The sequence below is a fragment of the Neorhizobium sp. SHOUNA12A genome (assembly GCF_023006505.1).
Taxonomy (GTDB): domain Bacteria; phylum Pseudomonadota; class Alphaproteobacteria; order Rhizobiales; family Rhizobiaceae; genus Neorhizobium.
This window is the reverse complement of sequence record NZ_JALBGV010000015.1, coordinates 21,022-37,355: the sequence shown is the minus strand read 5'-3', so window position 1 is coordinate 37,355 and position 16,334 is coordinate 21,022. Positions and strand designations below refer to the sequence as shown.

The following is a 16,334-nucleotide window of genomic DNA, read 5'->3' as shown; positions in this document are numbered from 1 at the left end:
TCGTTGGATGAATGGCAGAGCCCGATCGCACCGGGGATTTCCTGGTATCAGGCAACAGTCCGCGAGCGGCCGACCTATCCGGCGCTCGACGGATCGAAGACGGTCGACGTGGCGGTCATCGGCGGCGGCTATACCGGCCTGCAGGCAGCCTACAATCTGGCAAAGGCGGGCATCTCCGTCGCACTGATCGAGGCCAGCCGGTTCGGCGACGGCGCCTCCGGCCGCAATGGCGGACAGATGGGAACCGGACAGCGCTGGTGGCCGGAGGATCTTGAAAAGGAGATCGGCTACGAGCGCTCCAGGGCACTGTTCGACATGGCCGAAAACGCCAAGCGGCATCTCCTCGACTTTGCCGAGACCCACGGCATCGACATGGAGTACATGCCGGGACAGATGAACGTTTCCCACAAACGGGGCCACGAGAAGGATTATCGGGCGACCGCCGAGATCGCAGCGGAGCGCTACGGTTATCCGCACATCTCCTTCATGGATGGCCGGGAGACTGCCGAGCGGCTCGGCACGAAAGATTATTATTGCGGGGTGCGCGATACCGGCACCGGCCATATCCAGCCGCTGAAGCTGCTGGTCGGACTTGCCGGGGTGGCGCAGGCGGCCGGCGCGCAGATTTTCGAGATGACCCGCGCCACGGGCATCGAAAAAACCAGAAATGGACCGGGCGGCAAGATCCTGGTCCGGACGCCCAGGGGCACGCTGACTGCCGACCGGGTGCTGATCGCCACCAATGCCTATATCGGCGATCTCGAACCGGTTACATCCGCGCATATCATGCCAATCGGCTCCTTCATCGCCGCGACCGCGCCGCTCGACGATTTTCCGTCCGTCCTTCCCGGTGGCGAGGCCGTTGCTGATTCGCGGTTCGTGGTGCGCTATTTCCGCAAGAGCCGGGACAATCGGCTGCTGTTCGGCGGCCGGGAGGTCTATACCTCAAGCAATCCGGCGGACACCGCGACGGCCATCCGCAGGCAGATCGTCGACACCTACCCGGCGCTGAAGGGCGTTGAAATCACCCATGCCTGGGGCGGAAATGTCGGGATCACCATGCCGCGCCAGCCTTTCGTGCGCGAAGTCATGCCCGGCGTCACCTCGATCGGCGGTTATTCCGGCCATGGTGTGATGCTGTCAAACTATTGTGGCAAACTTTATGCTGATATGGTCGGCGGCAAGGCGACGGATCTCGACCACCTCGCCGCACTCAAAATTCCCGCCTTCCCAGGCGGGCGTCACATGCGGACCCCACTGCTTTTCCTCGCCCTCACGTGGTTTGCGCTGCGCGACAGGCTCTGACAAGAGGGGTCCGCAACACACTTCGGAAGCCAATTCGGGCTAGCGTTTTTAAATCGATTAGAATAAGTATGCACCCAACCATGCAGGACGAAAGAACAGCGATGAGCAGCCAGATCATCCCAGTTGAACCCTTTGATTGTATCGTGTTCGGCGGTACCGGCGACCTTGCGGAACGCAAGCTCCTTCCGGCCCTCTACCACCGGCAGATCGAGGGGCAGTTCACCGAGCCAACCCGCATCATCGGCGCCTCGCGCAGCGCGCTTTCGCACGAGGATTACCGCAAGTTCGCCCAGGATGCCCTGAAAGAGCATCTGAAGCAGGGCGAATACGACGAAGCGGAAGTCCAGAAATTCCTCCAGCGGATCTATTACATCTCGGTCGATGCAAAGGCCGAAGGAGGCTGGGCGGAACTGAAGAAACTGCTCGACGATGGCAAGGAGCGTATCCGCGTCTTCTATCTGGCCGTGGCGCCGGGCATTTTCGGCCCGATTTCCGAAAAGATCCGTGACCACAAGCTGATCACCAGGTCGACCCGCATCGTCGTCGAAAAGCCGATCGGCCGCGACCTCGCATCGGCGCTGCAGCTCAACGACATGATCGGCAAGGCCTTCCACGAAGACCAGATTTTCCGCATCGACCACTATCTCGGCAAGGAGACGGTGCAGAACCTGATGGCGCTGCGTTTCGCCAACGCGCTTTATGAGCCGCTGTGGAACGCCGACCATATCGACCACGTGCAAATCACGGTCGCCGAAGCCGTCGGCCTAGAAGGCCGCGCCGGTTATTACGATACGGCGGGTGCGCTCCGCGACATGGTGCAGAACCACATCCTGCAGCTCCTCTGCCTTGTCGCCATGGAAGTGCCCTCCTCCATGAATTCGGAGTCGGTGCGCGACGAGAAGCTCAAGGTGCTGCGCGCCCTGAAGCCGATCACCGAGGCCAATGTCGAGCAGATGACGGTGCGAGGCCAGTACCGCGCCGGCGCATCCGCGGGCGGTCCGGTCAAGGGTTATCTCGACGAACTCGAAGGCGGCATTTCCAACACCGAGACCTTCGTCGCCATCAAGGCCGAGATCGGCAACTGGCGCTGGGCCGGCGTTCCCTTCTACATCCGCACCGGCAAGCGGCTTGCAGCGCGCATGTCCGAGATCGTCATCACCTTCAAGCCGATCCCGCACAATATCTTCGATGCGGCTGCCGGGCGCATTTCGGCCAACCAGCTGATCATCCGCCTGCAGCCGGACGAAGGCGTCAAGCAGTCGCTGATGATTAAGGATCCGGGCCCGGGCGGCATGCGGCTGCGCAATGTGTCGCTCGACATGAGCTTTGCGGAAGCCTTCTCGGTGCGCAATCCGGACGCCTACGAGCGGCTGCTCACCGACACGATCCGCTCCAACCAGACGCTGTTCATGCGCCGCGACGAGGTGGAAGCCGCATGGCGCTGGGTGGATCCGATCCTCAAAGGCTGGGAAGCCGCCGGCCAGCAGGTGCAGGGTTACACCGCCGGCACCTGGGGTCCGAGCCAGGCCATCGCCCTCATCGAGCGCGACGGCCGGACATGGCATGAGGGTTGAGGGTCATGACCGCGAAGATGCATGAATTTGCGGATGCCGCAGCCCTCGCCGCCAGCCTGGCGGACGAGGTTGCGGCACATCTTGAAACAGCGATCCGCGACCGGGGCGCGGCCTCGATCGCAGTTTCGGGCGGTTCGACGCCGAAGAAGTTCTTCGAGGCGCTGGCGACCCGCGATATCGACTGGGGCAAGGTTTCGGTGACGCTGGTCGACGAACGGTTCGTGCCGGCGGACAGCTCGCGTTCCAACCACCTTCTGGTGTCGACGCATCTTCTGAAGGACAAGGCGGCGACGGCACATTTCATCCCGCTCTACTACGAGGCGCCGTCGATCGATGAAGCGGCCGTGATCGCGACCGAAAAGACCGCCGGTATCGGCCATCCTTTCGACGTGGCGATCCTCGGCATGGGCGGCGACGGCCACACGGCATCCTTTTTCCCGCATGGGAATAATCTTGCCCGAGCACTCGATCTTTCCGGGCCGCGCGGCGTTCTGACGATGCAGGCGGAAGGTGCCGGCGAAGAGCGACTGACCTTCTCGTTCGCCAGCCTTTCGGATGCCCGTTTCCTGGCGCTGCATATCGAAGGCCAGGGCAAGAAGGACGTGCTCGAAGCGGCAAAGGCCGGCTCCGACGAAACGGACATGCCGATCCGCGCCGTGCTCAACCGCGCCGCATCGCCGCTGCAGATTTTCTGGGCGCCTTAAAGCGCCGACTTTTCAACGCGAGCAATCCCGGTGGCTTAGGGCCCTCCCCAAGGTCCTGTCCCTCCCAAGCCGGGGTTGAGCACAAGAGGACAAGACCATGGCCGCTCATTCCAGCATCGAGGCAATCACCGCCCGTATCGTCGAACGCTCGAAACCCCATCGCGAGGCCTATCTCGACCGTGTGCGGCGGGCGGCTACGCAGGGGCCACACAGATCGACGCTCTCCTGCGGCAATCTCGCCCATGGCTTTGCGGTCTGTTCCCCCGCCGAGAAGGACGCGCTTGCAGGAGACGTCATCCCGAACCTCGGCATCATCACCGCCTATAACGACATGCTCTCGGCGCACCAGCCCTATGAGACCTTCCCGCCGATCATTCGCGAGGCGGCACGGGAAGCCGGTGGCATCGCCCAGGTCGCCGGTGGCGTGCCGGCCATGTGCGACGGCGTCACCCAAGGGCAACCGGGCATGGAACTGTCGCTGTTCTCGCGCGATGCGATCGCCATGGCGGCCGGCATCGGCCTGTCGCACAACATGTTCGACGCGGCCGTCTTCCTCGGCATCTGCGACAAGATCGTGCCGGGCCTGGTCATCGCGGCGCTCAGCTTCGGGCACCTGCCCTCCGTCTTCATTCCCACCGGCCCGATGACCACGGGGCTTCCGAACGACGAGAAGTCGCGCATCCGCCAGCTTTATGCGGAGGGCAAGGTCGGCCGCGCCGAACTGCTCGAGGCGGAATCGAAATCCTATCACGGCCCCGGCACCTGCACCTTCTACGGCACCGCCAATTCCAACCAGATGCTGATGGAGATCATGGGCTTCCACATGCCCGGCGCCTCCTTCGTCAATCCGGGCACGCCGCTGCGCGAAGCGCTGACCCGCGAGGCCGCCAAGCGGGCGCTGGCGATTACGGCGCTCGGCAATGAATTCACGCCTGCCGGCGAGATGATTGACGAGCGCTCCGTGGTCAACGGCGTCGTCGGCCTGCATGCGACCGGCGGATCGACCAATCACACCCTCCACCTCGTCGCCATGGCCCGCGCTGCCGGCATCCTGCTGACCTGGCAGGATATTTCCGAGCTCTCCGACGTGGTGCCGTTGCTTGCGCGCGTCTATCCGAACGGGCTTGCCGACGTGAACCATTTTCATGCCGCCGGCGGAATGGGCTTCCTGATCAAACAGCTCCTGAAGACTGGCATGGTGCATGACGACGTGCGCACGGTCTTCGGCCATGGGCTGGAAGCCTATACGGTCGAGGCGAAGTTGGACGCCAACGGTCAGGTCACCCGCGAAGCGATCCCGGATCAGAGCGGCGATCTGAAAGTCCTGGCGCCGATCGAGACCCCCTTCCAGTCAAATGGTGGCCTCAAGATGCTGAAGGGCAACCTCGGCAAGGCGGTCATCAAGATTTCCGCCGTCAAGCCGGAACGCCACATCATCCAAGCGCCGGCGATCGTCTTCCACGACCAACATGGGCTGCAGGAAGCGTTCAAGCGCGGCGAGCTCAACAAGGATTTCATCGCCGTCGTCCGCTTCCAGGGACCGAAGGCGAACGGCATGCCGGAACTGCACCGCCTCACCCCGCCGCTCGGCGTGCTGCAGGACCGTGGGTTCAAGGTGGCGTTAGTGACCGACGGGCGCATGTCCGGCGCCTCCGGCAAGGTGCCGGCGGCAATCCACATCACCCCGGAAGCCTGCGATGGCGGCCCGATCGCCAAGATCAAGGACGGCGACATGATCCGCCTCGACGCTGTCGCAGGCACACTGGAAGTGCTGGTGGACGCCGCGGAGTTTGAGGCTCGTACACCGGTCGTCGTCGACCTTTCCGACAATGAGTTCGGCATGGGCCGCGAACTCTTCGCCCCCTTCCGCCGCCATGTCGGCACCGCGGACATGGGCGCCAGCGTGTTTGCGTAAACAGGCCGATTGCCGGTAGAAACAAAAACGGCGGCCCTGGAGCCGCCGCTTCCATGTCAAGCCACGAGCCGCGTTACCAGGAGCGGATATCCATCGTCCGGTCGCGATGGTTCGGATGCGTCGAGAATATGAAGATGCGATCAAGCTCCTTCTTGGTGAGAAGAGACAGGAAACGAACCTCGATCGTGTTGTTGGCATTGGTGCGCATCAGCAGGCAACCGACCTTGGAAATGCGCGCGTCGGGAATGTCGAGATAAAACTGCTTCGGCAGATTATATTGGGTCAGGATGCCGAGAACGGCGCCGCTCATCGAGATCCGAATGACGTCGCAGCGACGCTGCGCCATGTTCATCACGCCATTTTCGGTATATTCGATCCGCGCCGCATTCATCGTGTCTTCCATTTTGAACCGGGCTTCCCGGTCGTACATGAAAGACTCTTCCTTGTTCAAAAAGTGATTTTTGTTACTTGGAGCCGCGCTCACGACATCCCTCCATTGCTTTACAGGAGAAGCCTAGCCGGCGAAATTTAACAGAGAGTTTTGAAGTCCCAAATCAGAACAACTCCAATTGCATATCGCAAGATCACAGTAAACGGATGGTTACTCCTAGATGCGGTAGGCCTTACCTTCTGCATCGAAAAGGTGCAGTTTCTTGAGGTCTGCTGAGAAGCGCATCGTCTCGCCCTTCTTCACCTGCAGAATGCCGGGGATCTTGGCGATGATCGGCTCCTGATCAGCCAATCCTTCGATGTAAAGTAGCGTCACCTCGCCGAGCGCCTCGATGATCCCGATCTGGCCTTCGAAGAGGTAGTCCTCGCCCGAGGCAATCGACAAATCTTCCGGCCGCACCCCGAAACTGGCCGTCTTGCCCTTTTCCGAAGCCGCCGTCGGCACCGGCATGCGCACTGATTTTCCACCCTTCAGCGCAACCGCGGTCATCTCGCCGGTTTCGGCAATGGTGGCCGGGATGATATTCATCGCCGGCGAGCCGATGAAGCGGGCGACGAAGAGGTTCTGCGGCCGCTCGTAGAGTTCGAGCGGGGCGCCGACCTGTTCGATGCGGCCGGCCGAGAGCACGACGATGCGATCGGCGAGCGTCATCGCCTCCACCTGGTCGTGCGTCACGTAAACCATCGTCGTATCCGGCATTGAATCCTTCAGCTTGGCGATCTCGATGCGGGTGGCGACGCGCAGTGCGGCGTCGAGATTGGAAAGCGGTTCGTCGAACAGAAACACCTTCGGATCGCGGCAGATGGCGCGACCGATGGCGACGCGCTGGCGCTGGCCGCCGGACAGCGCCTTCGGAAGGCGGTCGAGATAGGGCGTGAGCTGGAGGATATCGGCCGCCGCGCGCACCCGGCGGTCGATCTCGTCACGGCTTTCCTTGGCGATCCGCATGCCGAAGGCCATGTTGTCATAGACCGTCATATGCGGATAAAGCGCGTAGGATTGGAAGACCATGGCGATGCCGCGCCGCGACGGCGGCACGTCATTGACGACCTGGCCATCGATGAACATCTCGCCGGCGGTGATGCTTTCAAGGCCGGAGATCATCCGCAGCAGCGTGGACTTGCCGCAACCGGACGGCCCAACAAACACCACGAACTCGCCCTGGTTGATCTCCAGGTCGATCCCGTGCAGCACCTTCACTTGGCCATAGGCCTTGCGGATATCTTTCAGAATGACGCCAGCCATGATTCCTCCCCTTTATCGTTATGCGTGATGGGCGAAGAACGCCCCCCAGGCCGGTAGCTCCACTCGCCTGCCTTCCAGCCCACTGTCGAAGCCGTGGCCAGTCAGCACTTCCCAATCGCCGGTCGGCAGCTCGGTTGCCGTTTCCGCCGCGCTCATGTTGAATAGGCAGAGCACCGTCTCGTTGCCGTATTGGCGCTTGTAGCCGAGAACGGCGCCGTCCTCGGCCAGGAATTTGATCTCGCCCTTGGCAAAAGCCGGGTGCTGCTTGCGGAAGGCGAGGAACCGTCGGTACTGTTCCAGAACAGATGCTGGATCGCCGTACTGAGCGCCGACGGCCCGAAGCTGATGCTCGACCGGGATAGGCAGCCAGGTTTTCTCCGCCGTGGAGAAGCCAGCCTGCAGTGCTTGGCTGTCCCAGACCATCGGCGTGCGGCAACCGTCGCGGCCCTTGAATTCCGGCCAGAACTGAATGCCGTAGGGATCCTGAAGGTCGGCATAGGCGATGTCGGCCTCGGTCAATCCGAGTTCCTCGCCCTGATAGATGCAGACCGAGCCGCGCTGGGACATCAGGATGGCGGACGCCATCTTGGCGTAACTGTCGCGATCGAGAACGTCGTGGCCCCATCTGCTGACATGGCGCACCACATCGTGGTTGGAAAAGGCCCAGCAGGCCCAGCCATCCGGTGCAGCGATAGAGAATGCCTTTTGCACTTCGGAGACACGCGCCGGCGTCAGCGGATCAGGCGCCAGGAATTCGAACGCGTAGCACATCTGCATCTTGTCGTTGCCGGACGTATACTCGCCGACGATCTCCAGGCCCCGTTGGCTGTCACCAACCTCGCCGACGGCGGCGATCGCCGGGAACTCGTCGAGCACGGCGCGGAAACGCCGCAGGAATTCCAGGTTCTCCGGGCGGTTCTTGTCGTAGAGATGCTCCTGGAAATTATAGGGGTTCACGGCCGGCGCGGTGGAGGCGTTACGGCGCGAGGGATCGAGCGCCGGGTTATCGCGCAGGTCCTTGTCGTGGAAATAGAAGTTGATCGTGTCGAGCCGGAACCCGTCTACGCCGCGCTTCAGCCAGAAGCGGGTCATGTCGAGCAGCGCATCCTGGACTTCGGCATTGTGCAGATTGAGATCCGGCTGCGAGGTCAGGAAGTTGTGCATGTAATATTGCATGCGCGTCGGGTCCCAATGCCAGGCCGACCCGCCGAAGATCGATAGCCAGTTGTTGGGTGGCGTGCCATCCGGTTTGGCGTCGGCCCAGACATACCAGTCCGACTTGGGGTTGACGCGGCTCGACCGGCTCTCGATGAACCAGTGGTGCTGGTCGGAGCTGTGCGACATCACGAGATCGATCATCACCTTGATGCCGAGCCGGTGCGCTTCGGAAATCAGACCGTCGAAATCCGACAGCGAGCCGAACATCGGATCGACATCCGTATAGTTCGAGACGTCATAGCCGAAATCCCGCATCGGCGACGGAAAGAAGGGCGAGATCCAGATCGCATCGGCGCCAAGCGCTGCGACATGCGGCAGGCGGGCGGTGATGCCCTTCAGATCGCCGATGCCGTCGCCGTTCGAGTCCTGGTAGGAGCGCGGGTAAATCTGATAAATAACGGCCCCACGCCACCAGTCCTTGTCCGGTGCTGCGGGGGCTTCTGCTGAAACGCTCATTCAATATCCTGTTGTCGTTCGATGTTGATCAGCCGCCCTTGACGGAGCCGGCAAGCAGTCCGCGGACGAGATACCGCTGAAGCGCGAAAAAGACGATAATCGGCACGACGATCGTTATGAAGGCCGAAGCCGTCAGGATTTCCCACTTTCCACCCATTGAACCCAGAAGCGCGTTCAGAGCGCCGGTGAGGACCAGCTGATCCTTGCCGGTTCCGAGGAAGACCATGGCGACGAGGAGGTCGTTCCACGTCCACAGGAACTGGAAGATCGAGAAGGATGCGAGCGCCGGAAATGAGAGCGGAAGGATGATCTTGACGAAGATCTCGAAATCGCTGGCGCCATCTACGCGGGCGGATTCGATGATTTCCCGCGGCAGACCGGAAATATAGTTGCGCAGGAGATAGATCGCGAGCGGCATGCCGAAGGCGGAGTGCGCAAGCCAGATGCCCGCATAACTGCGAGACGGCACGCCGAAGAAATTGCCGATCTCGTTGTACATCTTCAGAAGCGGAATGAGCGACATCTGCAAAGGCACGACGATCAGCCCGACCACCAGGGCGATGATGAGGGCGCGCCCGGGAAATTCCATCCAGGACAGAGCGTAGGCGGCAAAGGCTGCGATCAGGATGGGAATAATGGTTGCGGGAACCGCGACCGTCAGGGAGTTGACGAAGGACTGGCCTATCCCTTGAGAGGTCAGCACCGTGCGGTAATTTTCGGTGGTGAAGGATGGCGGCGTCGCGACGGAGAGGTAGACGCGTTTACCGCGCCCGCTCTCGAACGGCGCATTCTTGGAATAGGTATAACTGCCGTCTTCATTGATGGTCAGCGTCTCGCCGTCGCCGATATCGGCCGGCTTTCCTGCTGCAAACTCGGTTGGAGCGGCGACGCGGGTGCCGAAGGCGCGCACGCTGCCCCCCTTCCCGCCTTCGAAGACCGAACCCGAAATAACATAAGTCGCGCCATTCTGCTTGGCTGTCGAAGGTTCGCCGAGGCGTGCAGCACTCGTCTCGGCAGCGCCCGTGAAGGCCGTCCACCAGCCCGATGCGGTGATCTGGCCCGCTTCGCGGAAGGAGGTGACGAGGATGCCGAGCGTCGGGATCAGCCAGATGAAGCAGATGACGAGGACGGAGGCGTGGACGATGAGGCGTGGAAGGCCGATACGGCGAAGGCTTACAACTGCGCTCATCTCAATGGCCTCCCATTTCCTTGTTCGCCTGGCGGATGTTCCAGATCATGATCGGGGTGACGGCAGCCATGATGACCAGCGCGATGACCGCACTTCGGCCACTGTCGCCCCCTCCGCGGAACATCCAGTCGAACATCAGGTTCGCCAGAACCATGGTGTTCCACTGGCCGTTGGTCATGGTCAGCACGATATCGAAGACCTTCAGCACCAGAATGGTGATCGTCGTCCAGACGACGGCGATCGTGCCCCAGATCTGCGGCACCATGATCTTCCAGAAGATCTGCCAGCCATTGGCGCCGTCGATCACCGCCGCCTCGATCGTCTCCTCGGGGATGCCACGAAGTGCCGCCGAGAGGATGACCATGGCAAAGCCCGTCTGGATCCAGATGAGGATCGCCATCAGGAAAAAGTTGTTCCAGAACGGCAGCGAGATCCACACCTGCGGAGAGCCGCCAATGGCCTGCACGATGGCGTTAAGCAGGCCAATCTGCGTTTCGCTGCCGCCGCGATATTCGTAGATGAACTTCCAGATGACCGAAGCGCCGACGAAGGAAATCGCCATCGGCATGAAGATCAGGCTTTTGGCGAGGTTGCCCCACCAGATGCGGTCGGTCAGCACGGCGATGACGAGGCCGAAGAAGGTACATGCTGCGGGCACCACTGCGAGCCAGAGGATGTTGTTGAAGATGGACTGGCGGAACTGCGCGTCCTGGATGGCCCAGCGATAGTTCGCAAGGCCGACGAAATTGCCGCCCGACCGATCGTAGAAGGAAAGGAAGAAGGTCGCGACGACCGGATAAACGAGATAGACGACCAGCAGGAGCAGCGCAGGGCCGAGAAACAACCAGGGACGCACCATGGCGCGGCGGTTGAGGTTGACGGAAGCGGCGCGGACATTGTCCACCGGCACGGGAAAGACGATCTGCAGGATCTTATCGGAGAGCCAGTAATATAAGGCACAGACGAAAACGCCGGCGATCACGACGCCGACGGCTGAAACGATCTGCGATATCATGGCTCTCCCCTTTTCACCGTTTTATGCGTAGCTTTTTATTGTACCGCGCCGGCATCCGGCGCGGTCGTATTTGAGAGCCTACTGGGGGAGGCTTATTTCAGACCGTCCCAAGCCTTCTGGATGTCGGTCGCGACAGTCTTTGCGTCCTTGCCGCCGACATAGTCGACCATGCCGGTCCAGAACGCGCCGGCGCCGATCTTGCCGGGCATCAGGTCGGAGGCGTCGAAGCGGAAGGTCGTGGCGGTGGTCAGAAGTTCGCCCTGCTTCTTCAGGACATCATTGGCATAGGCATTCGGATTGGCGCCCTTGAACGGCGTCAGGAACGATGACTGCGCCATCCAGACCTCGTGGGCAATCGGCGTTTTCAGGAATTCGATGAACGCCTTGGCGGTAGGCGAATCCTTGGTGATGGCAAACATCGTGCCGGCGCCGAGGACCGGCGTTCCGAGCTCCGGCTTCGAAGCATAGGTCGGCAGGTAGAAGAAGTCGGCATCGGTGCCGAGCTTGGTATCCGGCGGGAAAAAGGACGGCACGAAGGATGCCTGGTGATGCAGGTAGCATTTCGGCGGAATGCCGAAGAGGCCCTTCGGGCTGTCGCGGAAATCGGTGGAGGCAACGGCCGCGACGCCGCCGCTCACATATTTGGGATTCTTGGCGAACTTGCCGAATTCATCAATCGCGCCAATAACAGCCGGATCATTGAACTTGACTTCATTGCTCACCCACTTGTCGTAGACTTCCGGCTTCTGGGTGCGCAACATCATATCCTCGACCCAGTCGGTCGCCGGCCAGCCCGTCGCGCCGCCGGAGCCGAGACCGATGCACCACGGAACCCCGCCGTCCTTGACGATCTGGTCGCTGAGCTTGATCAGGTCTTCCATGGTCTTCGGAACTTCGTAGCCGGCCTCCTCGAAGTTTTCGGGCACATACCAGACCATGGACTTGAAATCGGCCTTGAAGGGGAAGCCGAAATAGGCCTCCTTGCCGTCCTTGCCCTTGTAGGTGCCATAACGGATCCAGTCTCCGCCAGAGCCGTAGTTGGTCTTGACCCAGTCGGAGTTCTCCTGGCCGAGCGAGGTCAGGAACCCCTTGGCGGCAAGATCGGCCAGAAGGCCGGGCTGCGGAATGATGGCGATGTTCGGCGGAGAACCGGCCTGCGTGTCGATGACGATCTGCTGCTCGTAGTTTTCCGAGGAAGAATAGCGGCCGTTGATGCCGGTCGCGGCGTTGAAATAGGCCAGAACGCTGTTAAACAGCACTTCGTCCTCGCCGCGCCAGGGGCCGAAAAGCGTCAGGCTCTGCCCTTTGAGGTTGGCGTGGGCAGCCTTGAAATCCTCATAGCTCTTCCAGGTAAATTTAGAATCCTGGCCGGGCGCGAATTTCAGCTCCTGGGCGACCGCGCCACCGGCAAGAAGCGCTGCCAGCGCCGTACCGATCCAAAATGATGCCTTCATGAAATAATCCTCCCGTTGTCCCGACTTTTGCTACCTTGCCGGGAGTTTACAACATGGGAGAGATTTAACGCTCTCGCTGAGGAGTCAACCCCTGCGCAGGCCGCGTGGAACAAATGAAAAAATCCGTCCCCGCGGGATCAGAATCTGGGTGCGGTTTTGCCGGCCGTGCGATAAGCGGCAATGACGGTGTTGGCCATCAGCATGGCGATGGTCATTGGGCCGACGCCGCCGGGGACCGGGGTGATGGCGCCAGCGACTTCAGCGGCTTCCGCATAGGCCACATCGCCGACCAGCCGGGACTTGCCCTCGCCCTTGTCGGGGGCGGCAACGCGGTTGATGCCGACGTCAATGACGGTTGCCCCGGGCTTCACCCAGTCGGCCTTGACCATCTGCGGGCGGCCGACGGCGGCGACCAGGATATCGGCATTGCGGCAGACGCCCGCGAGATCCTTCGTTTTCGAATGCGCCATGGTAACGGTCGCATTGGCTGCAAGGAGCAGCAGGCCCATCGGCTTGCCGAACAGGTTGGAACGACCGATGACGACGGCGTTGAGGCCCGACAGATCACGGCCATGTATACGGTTGACCAGCAGCATGGCGCCGGCAGGGGTGCAGGAGATCAAGCCGGTCTCCAGGTCGCCTGTGGCGATCTTGCCGGCGTTGACGACGTGCAGGCCATCGACGTCCTTTTCCGGCGAGATCGACAAGATGACAGGCTCTGCGTTCAGGTGTTTCGGCAGCGGCAGCTGGACGAGGATGCCGTTGATGGCCGGATCGGCGTTGAGCTCCGCCACCAGCTTTTCCAGCGTCTCCTGGGTGGTGTCTTCAGGCAGGCTGTGCTGGATCGAGTTGAACCCACACTGCTTGGCCATCTTGCTCTTGGAATTGACATAGGCATGGCTGGCCGGATCGTCGCCGACGATGACGACCGCAAGGCCCGGCTTCACGCCGGTTTCGTATTCGAGAGAGCCCGACGCCTGGGTCACGGCAGCGATGACGGATGCCGCCACTTCTTTACCATCGATTACCACAGCCATGCGCACCTCCCGCTTGAAACCGCCACCAATGTATACATGGAGCATGTTCTGAATTTGCCCGCCAACGCCCTATGCTGGTCGCAGACAGCAAATGCAAGCGGATTCGATGTCGCAGGTCTTATCCCCGGGAGGTATTCCGGCGCGCAGAATAGACCTGCACTCGTTCGCGCAATTCCGCCATGTCGCGGCGAAGCTCGCGAAGTTCTTCGGCCTTGCGGACCTCTTCCGGCGAGGGAGCCGGACGATGGGCTGCGCCATAGGACGGGGCATCGGCAAGACGGCCGGCCATGACGGCCGCAACCAGCGGCGGAAGCTCAGCCTCCGCTGCGGGGCGACGATTGGCCATCAGCATCCCGCGGATATGATCAGCAAGCGGGCTGTCATTGGCCGGCGCCGGATGGCGCGGGCGCCAGGGCCGCTGCGGCTCATAAGCTGGCCAATCGTAGCCAGGCTGATCGTTGGCCGGGTCGTCTTCCTCGGAAAAAAAGTCCTGCTCGTCCAGATGCTCCGCCAGCAGGTGCCGATCGATCATCAGCGCGGGCTCGTCGGTGAGATCCAGTTCCTCCGTCGAGATTGCCGAAGGCGTGGAGAAGCTCCTGCCCCGGGTCATGAAGGCGAGCCCGATGCCGAGGGAGAAACCGATCAGCGCACCGATGCCCGAAACCTCTGCCAATGAGGGGCCAAGGGCTGCCGCCGCTGCTGCCTCAGCCGGAACCAGCACGGTCACCTTGGCCGTTGATGCCTTCGTCTCGGTGCCGTGAAGCGCGTCGAGATAATTCCGCCGTGCCTCGTCGACCGCAGCCTCGAGCGCCGTCAGCCGCGCCGCGGATTCGGTAATTTCCTTGTCGTCAGGCTTCTTTACCTGCTTCGCCTTTAGATCGGCCAAATGTCTGGCGGCTGCCGCCTCCTGCTGGCGAAGCGAGGCGCCAAGCTGTTTCAGCGCGTCCTGAATGTCGTTTTTGACATCCGCCAGAGCTGCCTGAGCCGCGGCAAGCCGCGGGTGGCGCGGGCCGAGATCACTCGAAAGCTGGTCGACGGCAAGCTTTGCCTCGACATGCCGCTGTCGCTGATAATCGAGGCCGGTATATTCGAGACTGTCCGGCAGAGGCTTGTTCAGCACGTCCGAGAGCTTCATGGCGGAGGCCTGTGCCGCCTTTTGTCTCAGGTCGCCCAGCTGCGCCGTCGCCTCGTTTATCTCTGCGACAAGCTGCTGCCCGTTGTCCTCGGTCCGGCGCAGTTCGGCAAGCTTCTGCGCATCCGTTTCGGCGATGAAACCGGCAAGGGCTGCTTCTGCATGCTCGAGCGTCTGGCGCAGCTTCTCCGCCACCGGCGCGGACGACGCTGTGCCGGAGAAGGCGATCTCGTCGTGGAAAGTGTTGCCGAGCATGTTCGCGATGCGCGCCGCCTCGCCCGGCTCTTCCGCCGTAACGGAAATCACAAGCCGCCCGGTGCGGCGGTCGTAGCTCGTGGCAATCGCCTGGGAAAGTCGCGCGCGTAACCTGTTTTCAGCCTCCGATACCGTCATCGTCTCGCCGGATACGATATCGGACACGATCCTGACGACACTCGGACGGTCGGCAGAGAATTCACTGTCGCGGCCAAGGTTCAGGGCACGGATGACATTGTCGAGGCTGGCCTTCGAGCGCAATGAGGCGGCAGCTGTATTGACCGCCGCCTCGCTCGCCGTTTCGATCTTCAGCCTGGTTTCAACGTTGAATTTATGCGGAAACGTATCAATGAACAGCAGCGGCAAGAAGACGCCGATCAGCGTGAGGGCGCCGACCTTGAGGACGGCGGATCGCAATCCGGTCGACACGGAACCGGCGCCGGCGAGCGATGCTGCCGGTTTGGGGTTTCGGTCGTCTTCGATTTTCGCCGACTGATACATGGGATGACCGCGCTGATCTGGTGCTGCCGACATCCCGCAGGCAGCCCTCTGATTAAGGCAGTCTAAAATTTCATGGCAAAGAAAGGGTTAACTTGTCAGGCGAAAGACGGTTGCGGCGAAGGAACATCCGCCTTTGGCACCACACGCACAGGTTTGCCTTCAATGAAGGTGGACAGTCCGGCCCCGGCCATGACCACCAATCCGGTGCGGACCGAAGCGAGCCGGCGCTCGATCCGCCGTTCCTGAGCAAGGCTTGCCGCATCGACGAGGACGAGATCGAAGCGCTGCGAGATCTCCGGGTCCAGCGCGACCACCGCCATGTCATGCCAGGGCGCATGGCGGGCGAAATGCTCGCGGAGCGCTTCGACACGTCCCGTATCCTCGCCGGCTATGCCGATGCAGTGGCTCTTTTCCATGAAGCTCAGCAGGGCTGGCACGAAGGTCGTGGCCGAAAAACGCACCGGTGCGGGCTTCTCATGCCGCGCCTTGGTGAGGAGGCTGAAAGCACGGCCGCCGCCCGGCAGAAGCACCCTGCGGCCCAGCTGACTGCGGTAGGCAGGATCGACCATCTGGCGGAGAGTAGTCCGTTCATCCAGGAAGCCGAGGGTGGAGCGGTTGCCGCGCAAGGCGATCAGGCTTTCCACGAGGCCGAGCGTGGCGTTCCACCCGAGATCGCAGACACGCAAACCGAACAGGGTCCGGGGTGACGCGGATGCCAGGAAGTCTCCGGATGCGTTCATCGATGCGCTCCCCATGGGGCAAGACCAATTCTCCCCAAGGTCTAACAGCGCGCTCTGAAATCGCCTTTAAATCGATCGGTAAAATGCAAGCGATGCCCGTATTTTCGGGGCTTCACAACAAAAAGGCCGACCATCGCGGCCGG

At 61.7% G+C, this 16,334-nt stretch carries 13 protein-coding genes; 4 read left to right on the top strand and 9 right to left on the bottom strand.

Annotated elements, in window-relative coordinates:
- Window positions 1-3: 3 nt before the first annotated feature.
- The 4 genes from MOV63_RS09655 to edd all read left to right on the top strand — a co-directional run bounded on the left by MOV63_RS09655 (window position 4) and on the right by edd (window position 5,498).
- The gene (locus MOV63_RS09655) at window positions 4-1,305 is read left to right on the top strand and encodes an FAD-binding oxidoreductase (RefSeq protein WP_247033478.1); all 1,302 of its coding nucleotides are present in this window, start codon (window positions 4-6) and stop codon (window positions 1,303-1,305) included.
- A gap of 101 nt (window positions 1,306-1,406) precedes the next feature.
- Window positions 1,407-2,879, top strand: a complete 1,473-nt coding sequence (zwf, locus tag MOV63_RS09650) for a glucose-6-phosphate dehydrogenase (RefSeq protein ID WP_247033476.1) — start codon at window positions 1,407-1,409, stop codon at window positions 2,877-2,879.
- A 5-nt stretch (window positions 2,880-2,884) separates the two neighbouring features.
- On the top strand, window positions 2,885-3,583 hold the full coding sequence (gene pgl, locus MOV63_RS09645; RefSeq protein ID WP_247033475.1) for a 6-phosphogluconolactonase: 699 nt from the start codon (window positions 2,885-2,887) through the stop codon (window positions 3,581-3,583).
- A 97-nt stretch (window positions 3,584-3,680) separates the two neighbouring features.
- Window positions 3,681-5,498, top strand: a complete 1,818-nt coding sequence (gene edd, locus MOV63_RS09640) for a phosphogluconate dehydratase (RefSeq protein ID WP_247033474.1) — start codon at window positions 3,681-3,683, stop codon at window positions 5,496-5,498.
- A gap of 73 nt (window positions 5,499-5,571) precedes the next feature.
- Here the strand turns inward: edd and MOV63_RS09635 are convergent, their stop codons facing one another.
- The 9 genes from MOV63_RS09635 to MOV63_RS09595 form a co-directional block, all read right to left on the bottom strand.
- Complete coding sequence (locus tag MOV63_RS09635) at window positions 5,572-5,928, bottom strand: hypothetical protein (protein WP_038539838.1); 357 nt, start codon at window positions 5,926-5,928, stop codon at window positions 5,572-5,574.
- A gap of 177 nt (window positions 5,929-6,105) precedes the next feature.
- Window positions 6,106-7,194: an ABC transporter ATP-binding protein gene (locus MOV63_RS09630; RefSeq protein ID WP_247033473.1), complete on the bottom strand. Its 1,089-nt coding sequence runs from the start codon at window positions 7,192-7,194 to the stop codon at window positions 6,106-6,108.
- Between the two features lie 18 nt (window positions 7,195-7,212).
- On the bottom strand, window positions 7,213-8,868 hold the full coding sequence (locus MOV63_RS09625; RefSeq protein ID WP_247033471.1) for an alpha-glucosidase family protein: 1,656 nt from the start codon (window positions 8,866-8,868) through the stop codon (window positions 7,213-7,215).
- A gap of 28 nt (window positions 8,869-8,896) precedes the next feature.
- A complete protein-coding gene (locus tag MOV63_RS09620; RefSeq protein WP_038539829.1) occupies window positions 8,897-10,057 on the bottom strand; it encodes a carbohydrate ABC transporter permease in 1,161 nt (386 codons plus the stop codon).
- 1 nt (window position 10,058) lies between these two features.
- The gene (locus tag MOV63_RS09615; RefSeq protein ID WP_038539827.1) at window positions 10,059-11,072 is read right to left on the bottom strand and encodes a carbohydrate ABC transporter permease; all 1,014 of its coding nucleotides are present in this window, start codon (window positions 11,070-11,072) and stop codon (window positions 10,059-10,061) included.
- 92 nt (window positions 11,073-11,164) lie between these two features.
- Entirely contained in the window at window positions 11,165-12,526 is a 1,362-nt protein-coding gene (locus MOV63_RS09610; protein WP_247033469.1) for an ABC transporter substrate-binding protein, read from the bottom strand.
- Between the two features lie 137 nt (window positions 12,527-12,663).
- Entirely contained in the window at window positions 12,664-13,563 is a 900-nt protein-coding gene (gene folD / locus MOV63_RS09605) for a bifunctional methylenetetrahydrofolate dehydrogenase/methenyltetrahydrofolate cyclohydrolase FolD (protein ID WP_247033467.1), read from the bottom strand.
- Between the two features lie 118 nt (window positions 13,564-13,681).
- The gene (locus MOV63_RS09600) at window positions 13,682-15,484 is read right to left on the bottom strand and encodes a hypothetical protein (protein WP_247033466.1); all 1,803 of its coding nucleotides are present in this window, start codon (window positions 15,482-15,484) and stop codon (window positions 13,682-13,684) included.
- A gap of 62 nt (window positions 15,485-15,546) precedes the next feature.
- Window positions 15,547-16,191, bottom strand: a complete 645-nt coding sequence (locus tag MOV63_RS09595) for a hypothetical protein (RefSeq protein ID WP_247033465.1) — start codon at window positions 16,189-16,191, stop codon at window positions 15,547-15,549.
- Window positions 16,192-16,334 lie beyond the last annotated feature (143 nt).

Excerpts from the sequence above, each read along its gene's own strand:
- zwf (WP_247033476.1), top strand. The coding sequence starts at position 1,407 with ATGAGCAGCCAGATCATCCCAGTTGAACCCTTTGATTGTATCGTGTTC.
- pgl (WP_247033475.1), top strand. The coding sequence starts at position 2,885 with ATGACCGCGAAGATGCATGAATTTGCGGATGCCGCAGCCCTCGCCGCC.
- edd (WP_247033474.1), top strand. The coding sequence starts at position 3,681 with ATGGCCGCTCATTCCAGCATCGAGGCAATCACCGCCCGTATCGTCGAA.
- MOV63_RS09635 (WP_038539838.1), bottom strand. The coding sequence starts at position 5,928 with ATGTACGACCGGGAAGCCCGGTTCAAAATGGAAGACACGATGAATGCG.
- MOV63_RS09630 (WP_247033473.1), bottom strand. The coding sequence starts at position 7,194 with ATGGCTGGCGTCATTCTGAAAGATATCCGCAAGGCCTATGGCCAAGTG.
- MOV63_RS09625 (WP_247033471.1), bottom strand. The coding sequence starts at position 8,868 with ATGAGCGTTTCAGCAGAAGCCCCCGCAGCACCGGACAAGGACTGGTGG.
- MOV63_RS09620 (WP_038539829.1), bottom strand. The coding sequence starts at position 10,057 with ATGAGCGCAGTTGTAAGCCTTCGCCGTATCGGCCTTCCACGCCTCATC.
- MOV63_RS09615 (WP_038539827.1), bottom strand. The coding sequence starts at position 11,072 with ATGATATCGCAGATCGTTTCAGCCGTCGGCGTCGTGATCGCCGGCGTT.
- MOV63_RS09610 (WP_247033469.1), bottom strand. The coding sequence starts at position 12,526 with ATGAAGGCATCATTTTGGATCGGTACGGCGCTGGCAGCGCTTCTTGCC.
- folD (WP_247033467.1), bottom strand. The coding sequence starts at position 13,563 with ATGGCTGTGGTAATCGATGGTAAAGAAGTGGCGGCATCCGTCATCGCT.
- MOV63_RS09600 (WP_247033466.1), bottom strand. The coding sequence starts at position 15,484 with ATGTCGGCAGCACCAGATCAGCGCGGTCATCCCATGTATCAGTCGGCG.
- MOV63_RS09595 (WP_247033465.1), bottom strand. The coding sequence starts at position 16,191 with ATGAACGCATCCGGAGACTTCCTGGCATCCGCGTCACCCCGGACCCTG.